Here is a 14,063-nt window from a genome sequence, read left to right as displayed (position 1 = left end):
TTGATGACTTCAAAGGATTGAAGACATGCCCCAGGCAAATGGATTGCAGTTCACCGTCCGTGTTGGCGGTCTCCCCTCTGATATTTTTTCACTTGTTGGCTTTACCCTGACCGAACGCCTGTCCGAGGTTTTTTACGGTCGGCTTGAGCTGGCCAGCACCGATCCGTCAATTCAGGCCGCGGAAATTCTTGAACAACCGGTGGATCTTGTGGTCTGGCAGGATGGCGAGCCGCTCAGGCGCTTCACCGGTGTGGTCAACGAATTCGTTCGGGGCGATGCCGGTCATCGGCGAACCCGCTATGAACTAATCATCCAGCCGCCGCTCTGGCGCCTGGGCCTGATGCACAATAGCCGGATCTTTCAGACCCAAAGTACCGAGGCCATCGCGCGAACTTTGCTGGAAGAGCGCGGCATTATCGACTCGGTTTTCGATCTGAAACGCACTCCAGAGCAGCGGGAGTATTGTGTTCAGCATCGAGAAAGCGACCTGGCCTTCCTCGAACGCCTTGCGGCTGAAGAGGGTTGGCATTACAGGTATGAACACGGGAGCGTGGACGCAGAAACACAGCCGGCGCTTATAATCGCCGACCATCATGGCGATGCACCGAAGCTTGAGCCGGCAGAATATAACGCCAAAGCCGGCGGCAGCAGCAGGCGCCCGGTCGTGTACCGATTTCGATATGAAGAGCGGGTGCGGGTGGCCTCTGTGGCCATGAAGGATTATACCTTTAAGAATCCCGCCTATGGTCTGATGCATCAGCATGCTTCCGGCGACCTGAAGCACCGGGAAGACTACCAGCACTACGATTACCCCGGCCGCTTCAAGGCCGATGCCAGTGGCCAGCCGTTTACCGAAGCCAGACTTCAGTCTCTGCGTAATGATGCAAGTACCGCATCCGGTGAGAGCAATCGCCCGGACTTCAGCGTCGGCGCCAAGGTTGAACTGAAAGAACATGACAGCGCCGGCTTGAACCGGGAATGGCTGCTAACCGAAGTTACTCATACTGGTTCTCAGCCCCAGGCGTTGGAAGAAGAGGGAGGCAGCGAACCCACCACTTACCACAACCAGTTCAATGCAGTACCGGCCGATCTGACCTGGATACCGCAGAGGACCCACCCTCCTCTTATGGACGGCCCGCAAATCGCGATTGTTACCGGCCCGGAAGGCGAGGAGATCCACTGCGACGAATATGGTCGGGTGAAAGTGCGCTTTCCCTGGGATCGATATTCAAAGAATGATGAGCACAGCAGCGCCTGGCTCCGAGTCAGTCAGGGCTGGGCCGGCGGGCAGTATGGCTTCATGGCCTTGCCACGAATCGGCCACGAAGTGATTGTCTCCTTCCTGGATGGCGACCCGGACCAGCCCATCATCACCGGGCGAACCCATCACATCTCCAACACGCCACCCTATGGGCTGCCGGAGCACAAAACCCGCACCACCCTTAAAACCAAAACCCACAAAGGCGAGGGCAGCAACGAACTGCGGTTTGAGGATGAGGCGGGCCAGGAACAGATCTACGTTCACGCCCAGAAAGACCTGGACCTGCTGACGGAAAACAACCGAACCGAGGTGATCAGGAATGACAGTCACCGAACCGTGGAGAATCATGATTTTTGCCATGTAAAAGGCAATGCGCACCGAGCGGTCGATGGCGAACAGCGAGAATCGGTCGGAAGCGATTACAGCCTATCGGTCGGTGGCAGTCTTCACAGCAAGCAGGGCAAAAATCAGCTCGTTGAAGCCGGCACCGAGATTCACCACAAGGCGGGCATGAAAGTAGTGATTGAAGCAGGCGCCGAACTCACGCTCAAAGCCGGTGGCAGCTTTCTGAAGCTGGATCCGAGCGGTGTCACTGTTTCCGGGCCTTCGGTGCGTATGAATTCCGGTGGTGGGCCAGGGAGTGGGAGTGGGGTGGCAGATAAAGCCCCTGCACTGCCTGCCGGCATTGTTGGCCAAGACGGAAGTTCGGGCGCTGCGCAGCTAGAGGAAACCGACCAACGTGATACAGGAAAGAGTGCTCCGCAGGTTCTGGCAGATCACTCAACACTGCTGAAGGAATCAGCCAACCAGGGAGCGCCAGTCGTTTCCGATTGTGAGTTTGACGAGAATGGACGCTGCAAACTACATCAGCACGCTTGATAGTCTGGATTTGCTGGCCCAGGAACCCTCCAGCGCGGACTTTGCCATCATTGACCTTGCGGTCGACGATCGCTTCCTCAGGTTTCTTTACGAAGCTGATCAGCACGGCTCGGTTCAGTGGTGGAGCCTTCTGGAGAATACCCGATGGCAGGCCTCATGGAATCAGGGACCCATACTCTTGGCGTTCAATGGAGACACCCAATTTCTTAAAAAGCTTAAAGAGAAATTGCGCTTTATGCCGCTGGGAATCGTCATTGACTCGCCGGAAAGCTCGACATGTGTCTTCAATTGGGCTCAGGGATGGTTGCTATCCCTTGGAAAGTCAGATGAGCGCCTTTTCCGATTTTACGATCCAAGATCTTTTCGTCCATTGCTGGCGGCTTTTGCAGCGCGAGAAAAACAGATCATTAGTTCCGGTGTGACGATCTACTGGCATAACGGGTCTGGTTGGCATGGATACCGGTCGCCTGACAACGCCATAAAGGAAGAACTCCCTGAACAACCTTCGTTGGTTCAGGCTGAACTCTCCGAGTTGCCGGCCTTCAGATCGGCTGATCGTGCAATGGTCTATGAGCAAGTCTATCGGGATTATTTGCCTGAAGCCGGAGACCGAAGAGTCTGGGTTTTGGAACAGCTTCAGACAGCCTCGAAACTTGGTTTTGGAACTGTTTCTTTACAAGAGCGTTGGTTACGACTTTGCATCCGCATTGGCTCTGATCCGATTGGTAGGGCGGATGTTCAGGAAGTGATTAGAAGGTCGGAGATGACGCCGGCGGACCGTTTGAATGCGATGGAGAGCATATTGGAGGGCAAGGATGCCACAGCATGAAGTTCAGTCAGGAGAGACACTCTCAGCTATTGCTTCGAAATATCAAGTCTCGTTAGATGCGATCAAAAGTGAGAACCCGATTATCAAGGATGTGAACCACATAGAGGCTGGCTGGAATCTAACTGTCCCTGAAAACTCCGCTGATCGGGGTGTACTTCCGGCAGCGCAGTCGGCTAACGATGATACAAAAGATGATCTCGAGTGCTCTCAGTGCTCGATCGAGTGCGAAGCGCTTGTTCATGTCACTGGTGAGGAGGACACGGTTTATGCGCTTAGCCGCACTCAGTTGCAGGATCTGTATAGGGAGATTGAGACTCTCAACAAGCCTTTGGCTGAGTTGAAAAGGGCCGAGGCGGGGCCTGAAGAGGATATACCTGCTGCGCGCGAAAAGGCTTGGGGCAGCCTTCGAAAGTTGGGGGCACTCCCCGAAACTGAGCAAAGTTCTACAGCAAAGGAGCTGCTCAATGACTACGAGGCCCGCTGGAAACGAGAGCGACAACGACTCGAGCATCAGCGCCGTAGAGAAAAACGGATTGAATATGAGATCAACCAGATCCGAAGCCAGATTCTGTTGCCCGCGAGCCAAGCCAACCTAACTGAAAGGAAAGATCTGCTCTCAGTAAGAGTTTTCACAACGCTTTGTGCCGAACTGGAAGCGACACTGCCCGGCGTGAAGGCAAAGGTTGAGGCCCACGAGCTAATAACTGAAGCCAGTAAGCAAGATCTGGATGAAATGGACGAGAGGCTCAGGTTCCTCAGGGCGGCTTTGGAGGCTGAGCTTCAGTATCGGATGGTTCAGAACGATCAGGACGCAGATAGCCATCAAGTGCAAAGGCTCAAACATGAAACCCAGGAGCTGAAGAAATACACGCGTTGGCCGGATTTCATTGCTGAGGCTGATCTTCAGTCTTTGGTAGACAAAAAGAAGCGACTGAACGAGCTCGATGATGAGCTGATTCCCTACATGGATTACGTCAACGAATATGCAGCGAGAGTGTCCTGGGTCGTCCGGCTTTGGAACGTAATCCACCATGAAGAAGTCGAAAAGCACCGTAACGAACAGCAGGAACGACGGGATCTTATCGTAGATATAGAGAAAACCCTTAGGCGTTTGGTGGAAACCAGTCCGCCTTCGGCCGTCGATGTTCTCGCCAAGCCGAACACCGGCTCGATGAAGTCTCGCCCACTGGTTGAACTTAAGCATACCGGTGGCGCGGGTTATCGCTACGCCCGCCAGGAGGTTCTGAATCAATTGCGCGGTAACTGGAAGGCGCTCAAGACTTCGGATGTTCGTGCAGTGATGAGTGCTTCCGACTTTGAACGAGCCTGGGACGAGGCGAAAAACGGCCTTAAGAACGACCGGTCGCTCAAGGTGAAGTTTGCAGAGTGGAAGAGCAAAGAGGACAACTTCTTTAACCAGTTGGAAATTGAATTACTTAAAAAAGAAGCTTCAACCGAAGATGGTCGTTTCGCCGCAAGTGCCGAAGCCCAGATGTTCCGGTTTGCCGCGCAGTGCAGCCTGGAAGCCAACTACGAGCCCGAGAAGGGCCATGCCTATATTGGTACCCAAATGCAAGGAGCGTACAGTCTCCTGCAGGGTGAGGCGACCTTTGCCGCCAGGCTGCCGGATGAGACCGGAGCAAAGGTGCTCCTCGAGTACGAAAATCATCAGGGAAATTCGATAAAGCTCCATTGTGGATACTTCAGGGCAGACGCGGAATATCGGATTCAGGGGTTCGCGGGTGCCTGTCTGTCTCTCGCAGCAAACGCGAAGTTATCGAGCGCACCTGGGGACGTTAGTATCTCTGGAGAGACCAATGGTGAAGCTTTTGCTGGAGCGACCTTGAGCAATGAGGCCAGCTTTGGGGTCAAGTGGAAGGCTGCGTATCAGGAAATGGAGATTCCAGTCACTGAATTGAGCCCAAGTCAGCGTGACGTCGACCAAAGTTATCGATCCTTGTTAGAGGTTAAACCCGAATTCGCGATATCAACTGGGATCGGTGCGGGGTTTGACTTTAAAGTGTTCTTGGCGGATCGCCAGTTGTACATGACAGTAAAGGGGAGGCTGGTCTTAGGGCCTGGCGGGGGCGGCGGTATTGCTGCAGAACTGAATGGCGAACAAATTTGGGAGTTAGTTAAGTTCGTTAGGTGGTCCTTAGAAGTGAGTGATTTTCGTTTTTTGGACTGGATTTCGGAGGAAGCTTTCGAAAGTTTATCTCGCCTATTGAGCATGTTTGCCTTCAGTGAGGAAGCTTTTGCGTCGATAGTTGCCAAGGGGACAGATACCTTATCGGAAATCTGGCGGTCGCTTTATCAAGCAGATGGAGAGGTTCGAAAGATTGCTGAGGGTGTGCTCAAAAATAATCGTCTGGAGGTACTGACGCCCTCTGCTAAAGCACAGTTACTGACGGTGTTGAATCAAGATAGCAGGCCCGTATTGGGCGGCGACGATCCCCATCAAAGAATCGCTAATCAAGCTATGATCGAGATCTTTGAAACCATTCATAGTCATCGAGAGTTTATCGAAGTCCTAAAAAGAATCGGGAATGAATCAGGAAAGGGATCGCTTCAAGACTTAATGAGCAACTATTACAAATTGTTCCCGCGACGATTGTTCCAATCGTCTCAAGCGCAAAGAGCAGAGAATTGGCTTGATTCGATAGTTTAATTATCGGCGAGGGAACAACGAAAACCGGTGGTTTCATTGGTTACTCGTTGTATAGCTTTGCGCCTTGTAACTGTTGTGTTTCCAGAAAAATCTTTGAAGTCACCACCTCGAAGAACCCTGAAGGGCTCGTTGCTCCAGCTTTCTATCATTGGGCTCTCGGGTCCTTTAGGGTTATTTACGGGGGAACGCTTATAATAATCGGCGTGATAATAATCTCTCACCCATTCCGCAGCATTCCCTGACATGTCGTACAGGCCAAGCAGGTTTGGAGGGTAGCTCCCTGGCGGCTGCGGAAGTGATTTTTTCTGTCGTCTGTACTGTGATGGGCGTGCTGCCATTGTTACACCTTCTTTCGCGTCTCCGTTCTCAGTAGCATAGCGAAACGGTTTGCCACCGCTTCGGGCTGCATATTCCCACTGTGCCTCTGTCGGAAGTTCAACGGCTCTACCAGTCTGAGATCCAAGCCATTCGCAAAAATTCGACGCATCTTTCCATGAAACTACTGCCGGGAAGCTTGATTGAAAGCGATCTGGAGAATGATCTTTAAGGCTTTCATAGGAACTGTTCGAGTGTTCATACCCCGTCACCGCCATAAACAGCTCAAAGTCCCCCTGAGTAACCTCATACTTTTGAATATAGAAATCGTCCAGCACTACTTTATGCGGCGGCCAGCTGTCTTTGCTTCCGTCCCATCCCCCAGGATTCCCCATCATAAACTCCCCACCTTCGACAAAAACCATGGCGTCCATCTGGCGCTGAACCATGTCTTTTGCCTGGGATTCGTAATAGAGGCTGCATCCGGAAAGGGCAGAGGTGACAACAAGTAAAGAAAAAACGAGGTAATGCATGCTTGCTCCGTGCAATGGGGTTAACACTCCATGTGTTAGCAGCATTCTATCAACTTGCTTGAAGCAACAGAATTACCAGAGAGACAGTTTGTGCCCATTGGCGGAACCGCGTCTCATCTCATGACTTCCAAGCCCTGTTGAATCAAGTATAATTTCGACGCTCGAAAACAGGGTGTTTTCGAAATAAGGAAGCAAACTTCAAAGGAACTGATATGAAAACCTTCAATACGCTGCGGGTGATTTTTGCACTCGTGGGTGTCGGCATGCTTGTCGGCGCCTTTTTCTCTTTCCAGAGCACTTCAACCTTTCTTGAAACCGCAACAGCCAAGCGGGGTGTTGTAACCGACCTGATTCGATCACGATCCAGCGATTCCAATGCCTACTATCCTCTCGTCCGTTTTGAAGACGAAAAAGGCAGGCTCACAGAGTTCCTCTCATCCAGCGGGAGCAACCCTCCGAGTTATAGTCGCGGAGAGACGGTTCGTGTGTTGTTCATGCCCGGCAATGCTGAGTCTGCAAGAATCGATGGATTCTTTTCGCTGTGGGGAGTAACCCTGATCGTCGGTGGTTTGGGCGGCGTTTTCTTTATGGTTGGAGCCGGTATGTTTGTTGTGCCGGCTGTCAGGAACAGTGGGGCTGCCAAACTTCGCAAAACCGGGCAACGGGTTCAGGGTATGTTTCAGGGTGTCGAAAAGAACCAGATGATCGTCATGAACGGCAAGAGCCCCTATCAGATCGTCTGCCAGTGGCAAAATCCGGTCACTTCCGATGTCCATGTCTTCAGGAGTGGCAACCTCTGGTTCGATCCCTCTGACCATATCCAGAGCGAGTCCATTCCCGTTTACATCAACCCCACGAACCCCAAGCGGTACTGGGTGGATACCTCCTTTTTGCCAAAGATGGCGAGCTAATCGCGCTGAAATACGACTCATGTGAACCTCACGTAACTCTCTCTTGGGTGCGCCCGGTCAATGGTGAATGTAGACTGACCGTCTTTAACGCTGGCCTGGATTTACCAGGCCAGCCTTTTTCCACGGTATACAGGCTTCACCATGGACGACCAATCCACAGATAGGGAACCGGTTGGCGAGAATAAGCGCCCGCTGATTTCATCAGATCTCGCCACGCCGATCTACGGGCTATTCGGCCTGGGCATCCTGTACACCCTGTACGTCGCTCACCAGATCGTCCTGCCCATCATTCTCGCGGTGATGACAAGCCTGCTACTCTCGCCTCTGGTCAAGAAGGCTTACGTTAAGTGGCGGATTCCCCGGATGATCAGTTCCCTGGTTCTGGTCCTGTTGGTACTGGCCGGAATCGTCGGCATAACTTTGGCTGTGGCAACGCCTGCGCTGAAGTGGGCGGAAGAGGTCCCGCAGGGCATCTCGCGCTTGCTGGTCGGTGAAAGTGAAATCAGTCGCCAGATCGCCCGGGTTACCGAATCTGCTGAGCAAGTTGAAAAGTCGGTGGAGGAACTCTCAGAGTCAGAACAGCAACAGCCAACGGCGGTGGTTCTGCAAACGGACTCCTGGCGCAGCCAGTTGATGACCAAGGCTCGAAACGGCATTGCCGGCCTGGCATTGGCACTGGCATTGACCTATTTCCTGTTGGTCAGTGGAGATCGTCTGATCAAGAACTTTGTCCGGCAGCTCCCGATTGATCAGCGAAAAACCGTACTTCGGATTACTCACGATTCCCAGCATCAGATTGCCCAGTACCTGGGCGTTCTCGGCCTGAGTAATCTGGCCGTCGGCACCACAACGGGCCTGATCTGCTGGGCCGTCGGGCTGCCGGATCCAGCTGTGTGGGGGTTGGTCGCCGGGCTTGCCCGGTTTATTCCCTATCTGGGGGTTATTCTCTCTATCTCTATGTTGACGATTGTCTCTGCCATCAGCCTTGATGAATTCTGGATGATGGCCATTGCGCCGCTGGGGTTCCTCGGCCTGACCACGCTGGTCGGGTTCTTTATCGAACCGTGGATTCATGGTTTTCGGATGGCGATCAATCCGGTGATCATCTTCGTCTCGATCTTCTTCTGGGGCTGGCTCTGGGGGCCGGTGGGTGTGCTTCTGGCAGTGCCTTTGATGACCGTGATTCAGGTGGTTCTGAAGCAGATTCCCAAGCTGAGGCCAGTCTATAAAGTGATTGCGAGGTAGTCTGGTAATGGATACCCGCAACACGCACTGACACGCCCGGTAAACTCACCTATCCTCTTTGAATACCCGAAATTCAGCAAACAGGGAGGATCGTCAGCCCATGATCCCGAACACCATGAAAGCCATGGTTCTTACCGGTCACGGTGATGTGGATAAACTGGAGTATCAGGACGTGTCTGTTCCTGCTCCCGGGCCGGGAGAGGTGCTTGTCCGGGTCACAGCCACGGCGAAGAACAACACCGATCGCAAGGCGCGGGAAGGGCTTTATCCCACCAAAAAAGGCGAAATGACATCCTTTCAGATGGGCGGTAAGCCCACGCTGACGTTTCCCCGAATTCAGGGGGCGGATATCGCCGGGCGTGTCGCCGCCGTTGGTGAAGGGGTGGATGAGTCCCGAATCGGTGAACGGGGCCTGCTGGATTTCAACATCTACGCCAATGATCGGCGGGACATCAACCTCACGCCTGATTACTTTGGTCACGGCGCCGACGGCGGCTATGCGGAATACGTAGCGCTCCCGTCGGACCAGTTTCATCACATACCCAATGCCGAACTCACAGATGCTGAAGTGGCATCCATGGGCATGTGTTCCTATCAGACTGCCATGCACATGCTTACCTCGGCCAACATCAAGGCCGGGGAGCGGGTTCTGGTTACGGGGGCCAGCGGTGGCGTTGGCACCGCGCTGATCCAGCTTTGCCGAATTATGGGGGCTATTCCCTATGCCCTCAGTAAACAGGACAAGGCGGCAGCGCTGCTGGAACTGGGTGCCGAGGCGGTGCTGGATCGCTCGGATATGGACAGCTTCGTGGATCGGGTGAAAGCGGAAACCGACGGCAAACCCATTGATGCGGTGATGGATCTGGTCGGCGGTGAGATGACCGATGTCTTCATCGACACCATGATCTTTGATATGAACGCCCGCAGCACCTATCCGCGACTCAGTATTGCTGGCGCCAGCGGCGGCAATATCAGCGAAATTCTGTGGACCCGGATCTACCTCTACCAGGTACAGATCTTCGGGGTATCCCACGGCACCCGGGAGGAGGCCGAACAGTTGATGGCCTGGATCCGGGAAGGGCAACTGAAACCGGTTTTGCACGGTGCCTTCAGGCTCTCTGATCTGCATCGGGCAGAAGAATACTTTGTGAACCGGGGTAGCAATTATCTCGGCAAGATCGTGATCGTTCCCGACTCACAATGGGAAGAACACGGCCAACCCTGGTCACTGGAGAGTGCCTGATGAAACCCGAGCTAACCATTCAGTTGATGGATACCCATGCCGGCGGTGATGTCAGCCGGATCGTGACCGGTGGCATTGATCAATTACCCGGCGATACGGTTCGTGCGCAGATGGAATACCTGCGCGAGGATGCCGATGGCCTGCGTCGGCTTTTGTTGGAAGAGCCATATGGCGTGCCCGAAATGTCCGTGGATTTGCTGGTGCCGCCGACGGATCCCCGAGCGGCAGCCGGTTACATCATCATGGAAGTCATGGGTTACCCGATTTACTCCGGCTCCAACACCATTTGCACGGCCACCGCGGTGCTGGAATTAGGTATCGTGCCGAAGCAGGAAGGCAAACAGAACTTTCTCCTGGAATCTCCTGCTGGCCTGGTTCAGATCGAGGCGACCGTTCAGGACGGCGTGGTGGAAGCCATCACCTGTGAAGGGTTGCCCAGTTATATTCATACCTACAAGGCCAGCATCGACGTGCCCTCGTTGGGTGAGATTACCTACAGTGTGGCCTACAGCGGTGGCTTTTATGCGCTGGTGGATGCGTCCAGTCTGGGCTTTGATCTGACCCTGGACGAAGAGCGCAAGCTGTCGGAAACCGCCCATGCCATTGTTGAGGCCATCCAGGCCGAACGGGGCTTTTCTCATTACACCCTTGGGGACGTGGGGCCACTGCCGTTCCTTCACTTCATGGGGCCCGTAGAGCATGTGGCCGAAGGCTATTATCGCTCCCGGTCTGCGACCTATGTGCATCCCGGTGTGATTTGCCGGAGCACCACCGGCACTGGCACCTCTGCCCGCCTGGCTTTGATGAACTACGAAGGCAACATTAAGCCGGGCGACAAGCTCGAAACCGTTTCCCTGAGAGAGACCGGTTTTATCGGTGAATTTACCGCCGTTGAAGAAGAGGGTGAATACCAGGTAATCAAGAACAGCATCACCGGCAAGGGTTATGTCATTGCCCGCTCCGACATTGTGGTGAACTGTGACGACCCAATGGTTGAGTGCGGACCCCTCCACCATATCCTGTCTAGCCGCCATTCCGGAAAAATTCCCCCTCAATCCTGAGGTCCGTTCGGGAGCTCTTTCCCTGGCGCGGCGTGCGCGCTGCGCCCGGTTTTCCACCTCATAAAACCACGCAGATTTCTTCCTTTTTGGTCTAAAGTTTACCTTTACGTAAAGTGAAGCCTGTGCTAAACCTTGACCCGTGCTTTCAATGATAAAAACAACAGGAGTTGAGAATGAGCCTTCCGGAATATACCGACGTTTACAACAACTTCGATCCTGCTGCTCTGGAAGCGGACATCCTGGATGGACGTCTGGATAGCGGGCTCAACGTATGTCACGAAATCTGCGACAAGTGGGCGGATGATCCCAGTCGCGTTGCCCTTTACTACGAAACCGAGGATGGCGGTGACGGCTCCCTGACTTTCGCCGAACTGAAAGAGGCCTCCGCGCGTTTTGCCAATTATCTGAAATCCAAAGGCATCGGAAAGGGCGACCGGGTGGCTGCACTCCTGCCGCGCACGCCTGAGCTGCTGATCGTTATTGCCGGAACCCTGCGTGCCGGTGCCGTGTATCAGCCGCTGTTCACTGCCTTCGGTTCCGGGGCTATCGAATACCGTTTTGAACGAGCCAGTACCAAGCTGGTGGTGACCAACCCGGAAAACTACCCCAAGCTGAACGACGTCAAGGTGTGTCCGCCAGTTGTCGGCGTCAACGCCAGTGAGATTGGTGCGGACATTCCCGATTTCGATGAAACCCTGGCCGCGCAGTCCAGCGAATTTGAGCCTGTCATGATCAAGGGTGACGATCCGTTCCTTCAGATGTTCACCTCCGGAACTGTCGGTAAATCCAAAGGCGTTGCGGTCCCCGCCAAGGCATTGTTGGCGTTCTATGTTTACATGAAGTACGCCATTGATCTGCAGGACGGCGACAAGTTCTGGAACGTGGCCGATCCTGGCTGGGCCTACGGTCTTTACTACGCGGTGGTAGGACCCCTGCTGATGGGCCACGCGACCCATTTCAACCCGGGCGGTTTCACTCCGGAATCCACCTACGACATGATCCGCAAATACAAGATCACCAACCTGGCAGCGGCGCCTACGGCTTACCGCCTGCTCAAGGCCAACGATCACGTTCTGCCGGAAGGCGAAAACCTGGGTTTGCGTGTTGCCAGCAGTGCCGGTGAACCTCTTAACCCGGAAGTGGTGAACTGGATTCGCAACCGCCACTTCTGCCCCGTGAAAGACCACTACGGCCAGACCGAAACCGGCATGACCTGTTGCAACTTCCACGGCCTTGCGCATCCGGTCCGCGAAGGTTCCATGGGCTATGCCTCTCCGGGTCACAAGGTAGTTGCGCTGAATGAGAAGAACGAAGTTGTGGGCGAGGGCGAAGTCGGGCAGCTGGCTGTCGACGTGAAGGCCTCCCCGCTCTTCCATTTCGACGGTTACACCTGGGGTGAGAAAGATCCGTTTGTGAACGGTTACTACCTCACCGGCGACATGGTCATCAATCACGGCAACGGCAACTTCTCCTTCAGCGGCCGGGACGATGACATCATCACCACCGCCGGCTACCGCGTGGGCCCCGCCGACGTGGAAAGCACCTTGCTGGAGCACGCCGCTGTGGCGGAGTCAGGTGTTGTCGGCAAGCCCGATGAGAAGCGCGGCTCCATTATCAAGGCCTATGTGGTGATCAAGGGCGATTATGCCGTCGGAGATGAACAGGCCCTGAAAGATGAGCTTCAGGAACTGGTGCGTCGCAGACTCTCCACCCACGCCTTCCCCCGGGAAATCGAGTTTGTTGATGAGCTGCCCAAGACGCCCAGTGGCAAAATCCAGCGGTTCGTTCTGCGTAATCAGGCCAAGGAAGAAATCGGCGCATGATCATTACGTTTGAAGAACTGCAGGCCTTCCTCGACGAGCAGTTTCCGCAGGGGGCCGCCTACGGCACCCTGCAGAAGCTCGGGGATGGCTGGGCAGAGATGAAGCTGGAAGTGGATGAGGAGCACCTCAGGCCCGGGGGAACCGTCTCCGGGCCGGCCATGATGGGGCTGGCGGACGTCACCCTTTATGCGGCGCTGTTGAGCAAGATTGGCCTGGTTCCCCTGGCGGTAACCACCAACCTGAACATCAACTTTCTCCGCAAGCCGGTGGCCCATCAGCCCATCTGGGCTCGGGCCACCATGCTGAAAGTCGGTCGCACCATGGGTGTGGGCGAAGTGTTCGTCTACTCCGAAGGCGCCGAAGAGCCGGTTGCACACTCCACCATGACTTACTCAATTCCTCCAAACCGGTAACGCCATGCAGATTCGAGATACGATGGTGCCGGTCGGTGAGGGTGTGGAGCTGGAGGTCAGGCGAATCCAGCATGAGGAGTCGAAAGGGCCAGTGCTGGTTTTTCTGCATGAATCCCTCGGTAGCATTGCCCTGTGGCGGAAGTTCCCGGAAAAACTGGCCAAAGCCACCGGCTGCGACGCACTGATTTACAATCGTCAGGGTTATGGCCACTCTTCTGACGAAGAGCTACCTCGCCCGTATGATTACCTGGAAGTTGCCGGTCATCGGTGGTTGCCCAGGTTGCTGGACAAGCTCGCAATTCAGGATATCGTGCTGGTAGGGCACAGTGATGGTGGATCCATTGCTCTCGTGACGGCCGGTACCATGGGTGACCGCGTGAAGGCTCTGATAACCATGGCTGCGCATATCTATGCGGATCACCTTACCCTTGCCGGCATCGAGGAGATGGCTGTTCGTTATCGGGAGACCGATATCCGGGAGCGTTTGGCACGCTATCATGGCGACCGGACCGACGACCTTTTCAACGCCTGGCAGACAGTCTGGCGCGATGAGGGCTTTCAGTCAGCGATGGATTTCCGTCGCTGGCTGGCAGCGATCGAATGTCCGGCTATGATCATTCAAGGGGAGAACGACGAATACGGCGTGCCTGAGCAGGTTACAGACATCGTTGCTGGCATCGGGGAGGGCGCTCACGGCGTGATTCTGGAGGATGCTGGGCATTCTCCGCACCTGGAGAAGCAGGACCAGGTAGTAGACCTTCTATACGACTTTTTGCGTAGCGAGAGTGTACTTAAAAACTGCAATTAAGTGTTGACGTTTACGTATACGTCAATCTAATCTGGTAAACAGATAAAACGCACAACAATAACAAAGGTAGATTG

At 54.5% G+C, this 14,063-nt stretch carries 11 protein-coding genes; 10 read left to right on the top strand and 1 reads right to left on the bottom strand.

All coding sequences use genetic code 11. The features are described from left to right. The first annotated feature begins 25 nt into the window (after positions 1–25). The 3 genes from tssI to ABNF92_RS05055 are packed head-to-tail and all read left to right on the top strand — an operon-like array spanning position 26 to position 5,637. A complete protein-coding gene (tssI, locus tag ABNF92_RS05065) occupies positions 26–2,140 on the top strand; it encodes a type VI secretion system tip protein TssI/VgrG (protein ID WP_349343638.1) in 2,115 nt (704 codons plus the stop codon). Beyond that, positions 2,109–2,969 carry a DUF4123 domain-containing protein gene (locus ABNF92_RS05060; RefSeq protein ID WP_349343637.1) on the top strand — a complete coding sequence of 287 codons (861 nt, stop codon included), beginning with the start codon at positions 2,109–2,111 and terminating at the stop codon, positions 2,967–2,969. The genes tssI and ABNF92_RS05060 overlap by 32 nt, the downstream gene beginning before the upstream one ends. Then, the gene (locus ABNF92_RS05055; protein ID WP_167516404.1) at positions 2,956–5,637 is read left to right on the top strand and encodes a LysM domain-containing protein; all 2,682 of its coding nucleotides are present in this window, start codon (positions 2,956–2,958) and stop codon (positions 5,635–5,637) included. Before ABNF92_RS05060 ends, ABNF92_RS05055 begins: the two co-directional genes overlap by 14 nt. Here the strand turns inward: ABNF92_RS05055 and ABNF92_RS05050 are convergent. Continuing rightward, complete coding sequence (locus tag ABNF92_RS05050; protein WP_349343636.1) at positions 5,634–6,485, bottom strand: SUMF1/EgtB/PvdO family nonheme iron enzyme; 852 nt, start codon at positions 6,483–6,485, stop codon at positions 5,634–5,636. The two genes, ABNF92_RS05055 and ABNF92_RS05050, sit on opposite strands and share 4 nt — an antisense overlap. A 212-nt stretch (positions 6,486–6,697) precedes the next feature. On the opposite strand from ABNF92_RS05050, the gene ABNF92_RS05045 reads away from it, so the two are divergent. The 7 genes from ABNF92_RS05045 (at position 6,698) to ABNF92_RS05015 (ending at position 13,989) form a co-directional block, all read left to right on the top strand. Then, on the top strand, positions 6,698–7,396 hold the full coding sequence (locus ABNF92_RS05045) for a DUF3592 domain-containing protein (protein ID WP_136632327.1): 699 nt from the start codon (positions 6,698–6,700) through the stop codon (positions 7,394–7,396). A gap of 141 nt (positions 7,397–7,537) precedes the next feature. Then, positions 7,538–8,641, top strand: a complete 1,104-nt coding sequence (locus ABNF92_RS05040) for an AI-2E family transporter (protein ID WP_153634488.1) — start codon at positions 7,538–7,540, stop codon at positions 8,639–8,641. A 100-nt stretch (positions 8,642–8,741) separates the two neighbouring features. Continuing rightward, the gene (locus ABNF92_RS05035) at positions 8,742–9,884 is read left to right on the top strand and encodes a zinc-binding dehydrogenase (protein WP_349343635.1); all 1,143 of its coding nucleotides are present in this window, start codon (positions 8,742–8,744) and stop codon (positions 9,882–9,884) included. Next, positions 9,884–10,945, top strand: a complete 1,062-nt coding sequence (locus ABNF92_RS05030; RefSeq protein ID WP_349343634.1) for a proline racemase family protein — start codon at positions 9,884–9,886, stop codon at positions 10,943–10,945. The genes ABNF92_RS05035 and ABNF92_RS05030 overlap by 1 nt, the downstream gene beginning before the upstream one ends. A gap of 173 nt (positions 10,946–11,118) precedes the next feature. After that, positions 11,119–12,768 (top strand): AMP-binding protein, encoded by a 1,650-nt coding sequence (locus tag ABNF92_RS05025; protein WP_349343633.1) that lies wholly within the window; start codon positions 11,119–11,121, stop codon positions 12,766–12,768. Continuing rightward, on the top strand, positions 12,765–13,181 hold the full coding sequence (locus tag ABNF92_RS05020; RefSeq protein ID WP_136631801.1) for a PaaI family thioesterase: 417 nt from the start codon (positions 12,765–12,767) through the stop codon (positions 13,179–13,181). The genes ABNF92_RS05025 and ABNF92_RS05020 overlap by 4 nt, the downstream gene beginning before the upstream one ends. 4 nt (positions 13,182–13,185) lie before the next feature. Next, positions 13,186–13,989 (top strand): alpha/beta hydrolase, encoded by an 804-nt coding sequence (locus tag ABNF92_RS05015; RefSeq protein WP_349343632.1) that lies wholly within the window; start codon positions 13,186–13,188, stop codon positions 13,987–13,989. Positions 13,990–14,063: the final 74 nt, after the last annotated feature.

The organism is Marinobacter sp. MMG032, assembly GCF_040112695.1.
Lineage (GTDB): Bacteria > Pseudomonadota > Gammaproteobacteria > Pseudomonadales > Oleiphilaceae > Marinobacter > Marinobacter salsuginis.
This window is presented reverse-complemented; position numbering and strand designations above follow the sequence as displayed.

Bases quoted from the DNA above. Each gene is read 5' to 3' on its own strand.
- tssI (WP_349343638.1), top strand. From the start codon at position 26: ATGCCCCAGGCAAATGGATTGCAGTTCACCGTCCGTGTTGGCGGTCTC.
- ABNF92_RS05060 (WP_349343637.1), top strand. From the start codon at position 2,109: ATGGACGCTGCAAACTACATCAGCACGCTTGATAGTCTGGATTTGCTG.
- ABNF92_RS05055 (WP_167516404.1), top strand. From the start codon at position 2,956: ATGCCACAGCATGAAGTTCAGTCAGGAGAGACACTCTCAGCTATTGCT.
- ABNF92_RS05050 (WP_349343636.1), bottom strand. From the start codon at position 6,485: ATGCATTACCTCGTTTTTTCTTTACTTGTTGTCACCTCTGCCCTTTCC.
- ABNF92_RS05045 (WP_136632327.1), top strand. From the start codon at position 6,698: ATGAAAACCTTCAATACGCTGCGGGTGATTTTTGCACTCGTGGGTGTC.
- ABNF92_RS05040 (WP_153634488.1), top strand. From the start codon at position 7,538: ATGGACGACCAATCCACAGATAGGGAACCGGTTGGCGAGAATAAGCGC.
- ABNF92_RS05035 (WP_349343635.1), top strand. From the start codon at position 8,742: ATGATCCCGAACACCATGAAAGCCATGGTTCTTACCGGTCACGGTGAT.
- ABNF92_RS05030 (WP_349343634.1), top strand. From the start codon at position 9,884: ATGAAACCCGAGCTAACCATTCAGTTGATGGATACCCATGCCGGCGGT.
- ABNF92_RS05025 (WP_349343633.1), top strand. From the start codon at position 11,119: ATGAGCCTTCCGGAATATACCGACGTTTACAACAACTTCGATCCTGCT.
- ABNF92_RS05020 (WP_136631801.1), top strand. From the start codon at position 12,765: ATGATCATTACGTTTGAAGAACTGCAGGCCTTCCTCGACGAGCAGTTT.
- ABNF92_RS05015 (WP_349343632.1), top strand. From the start codon at position 13,186: ATGCAGATTCGAGATACGATGGTGCCGGTCGGTGAGGGTGTGGAGCTG.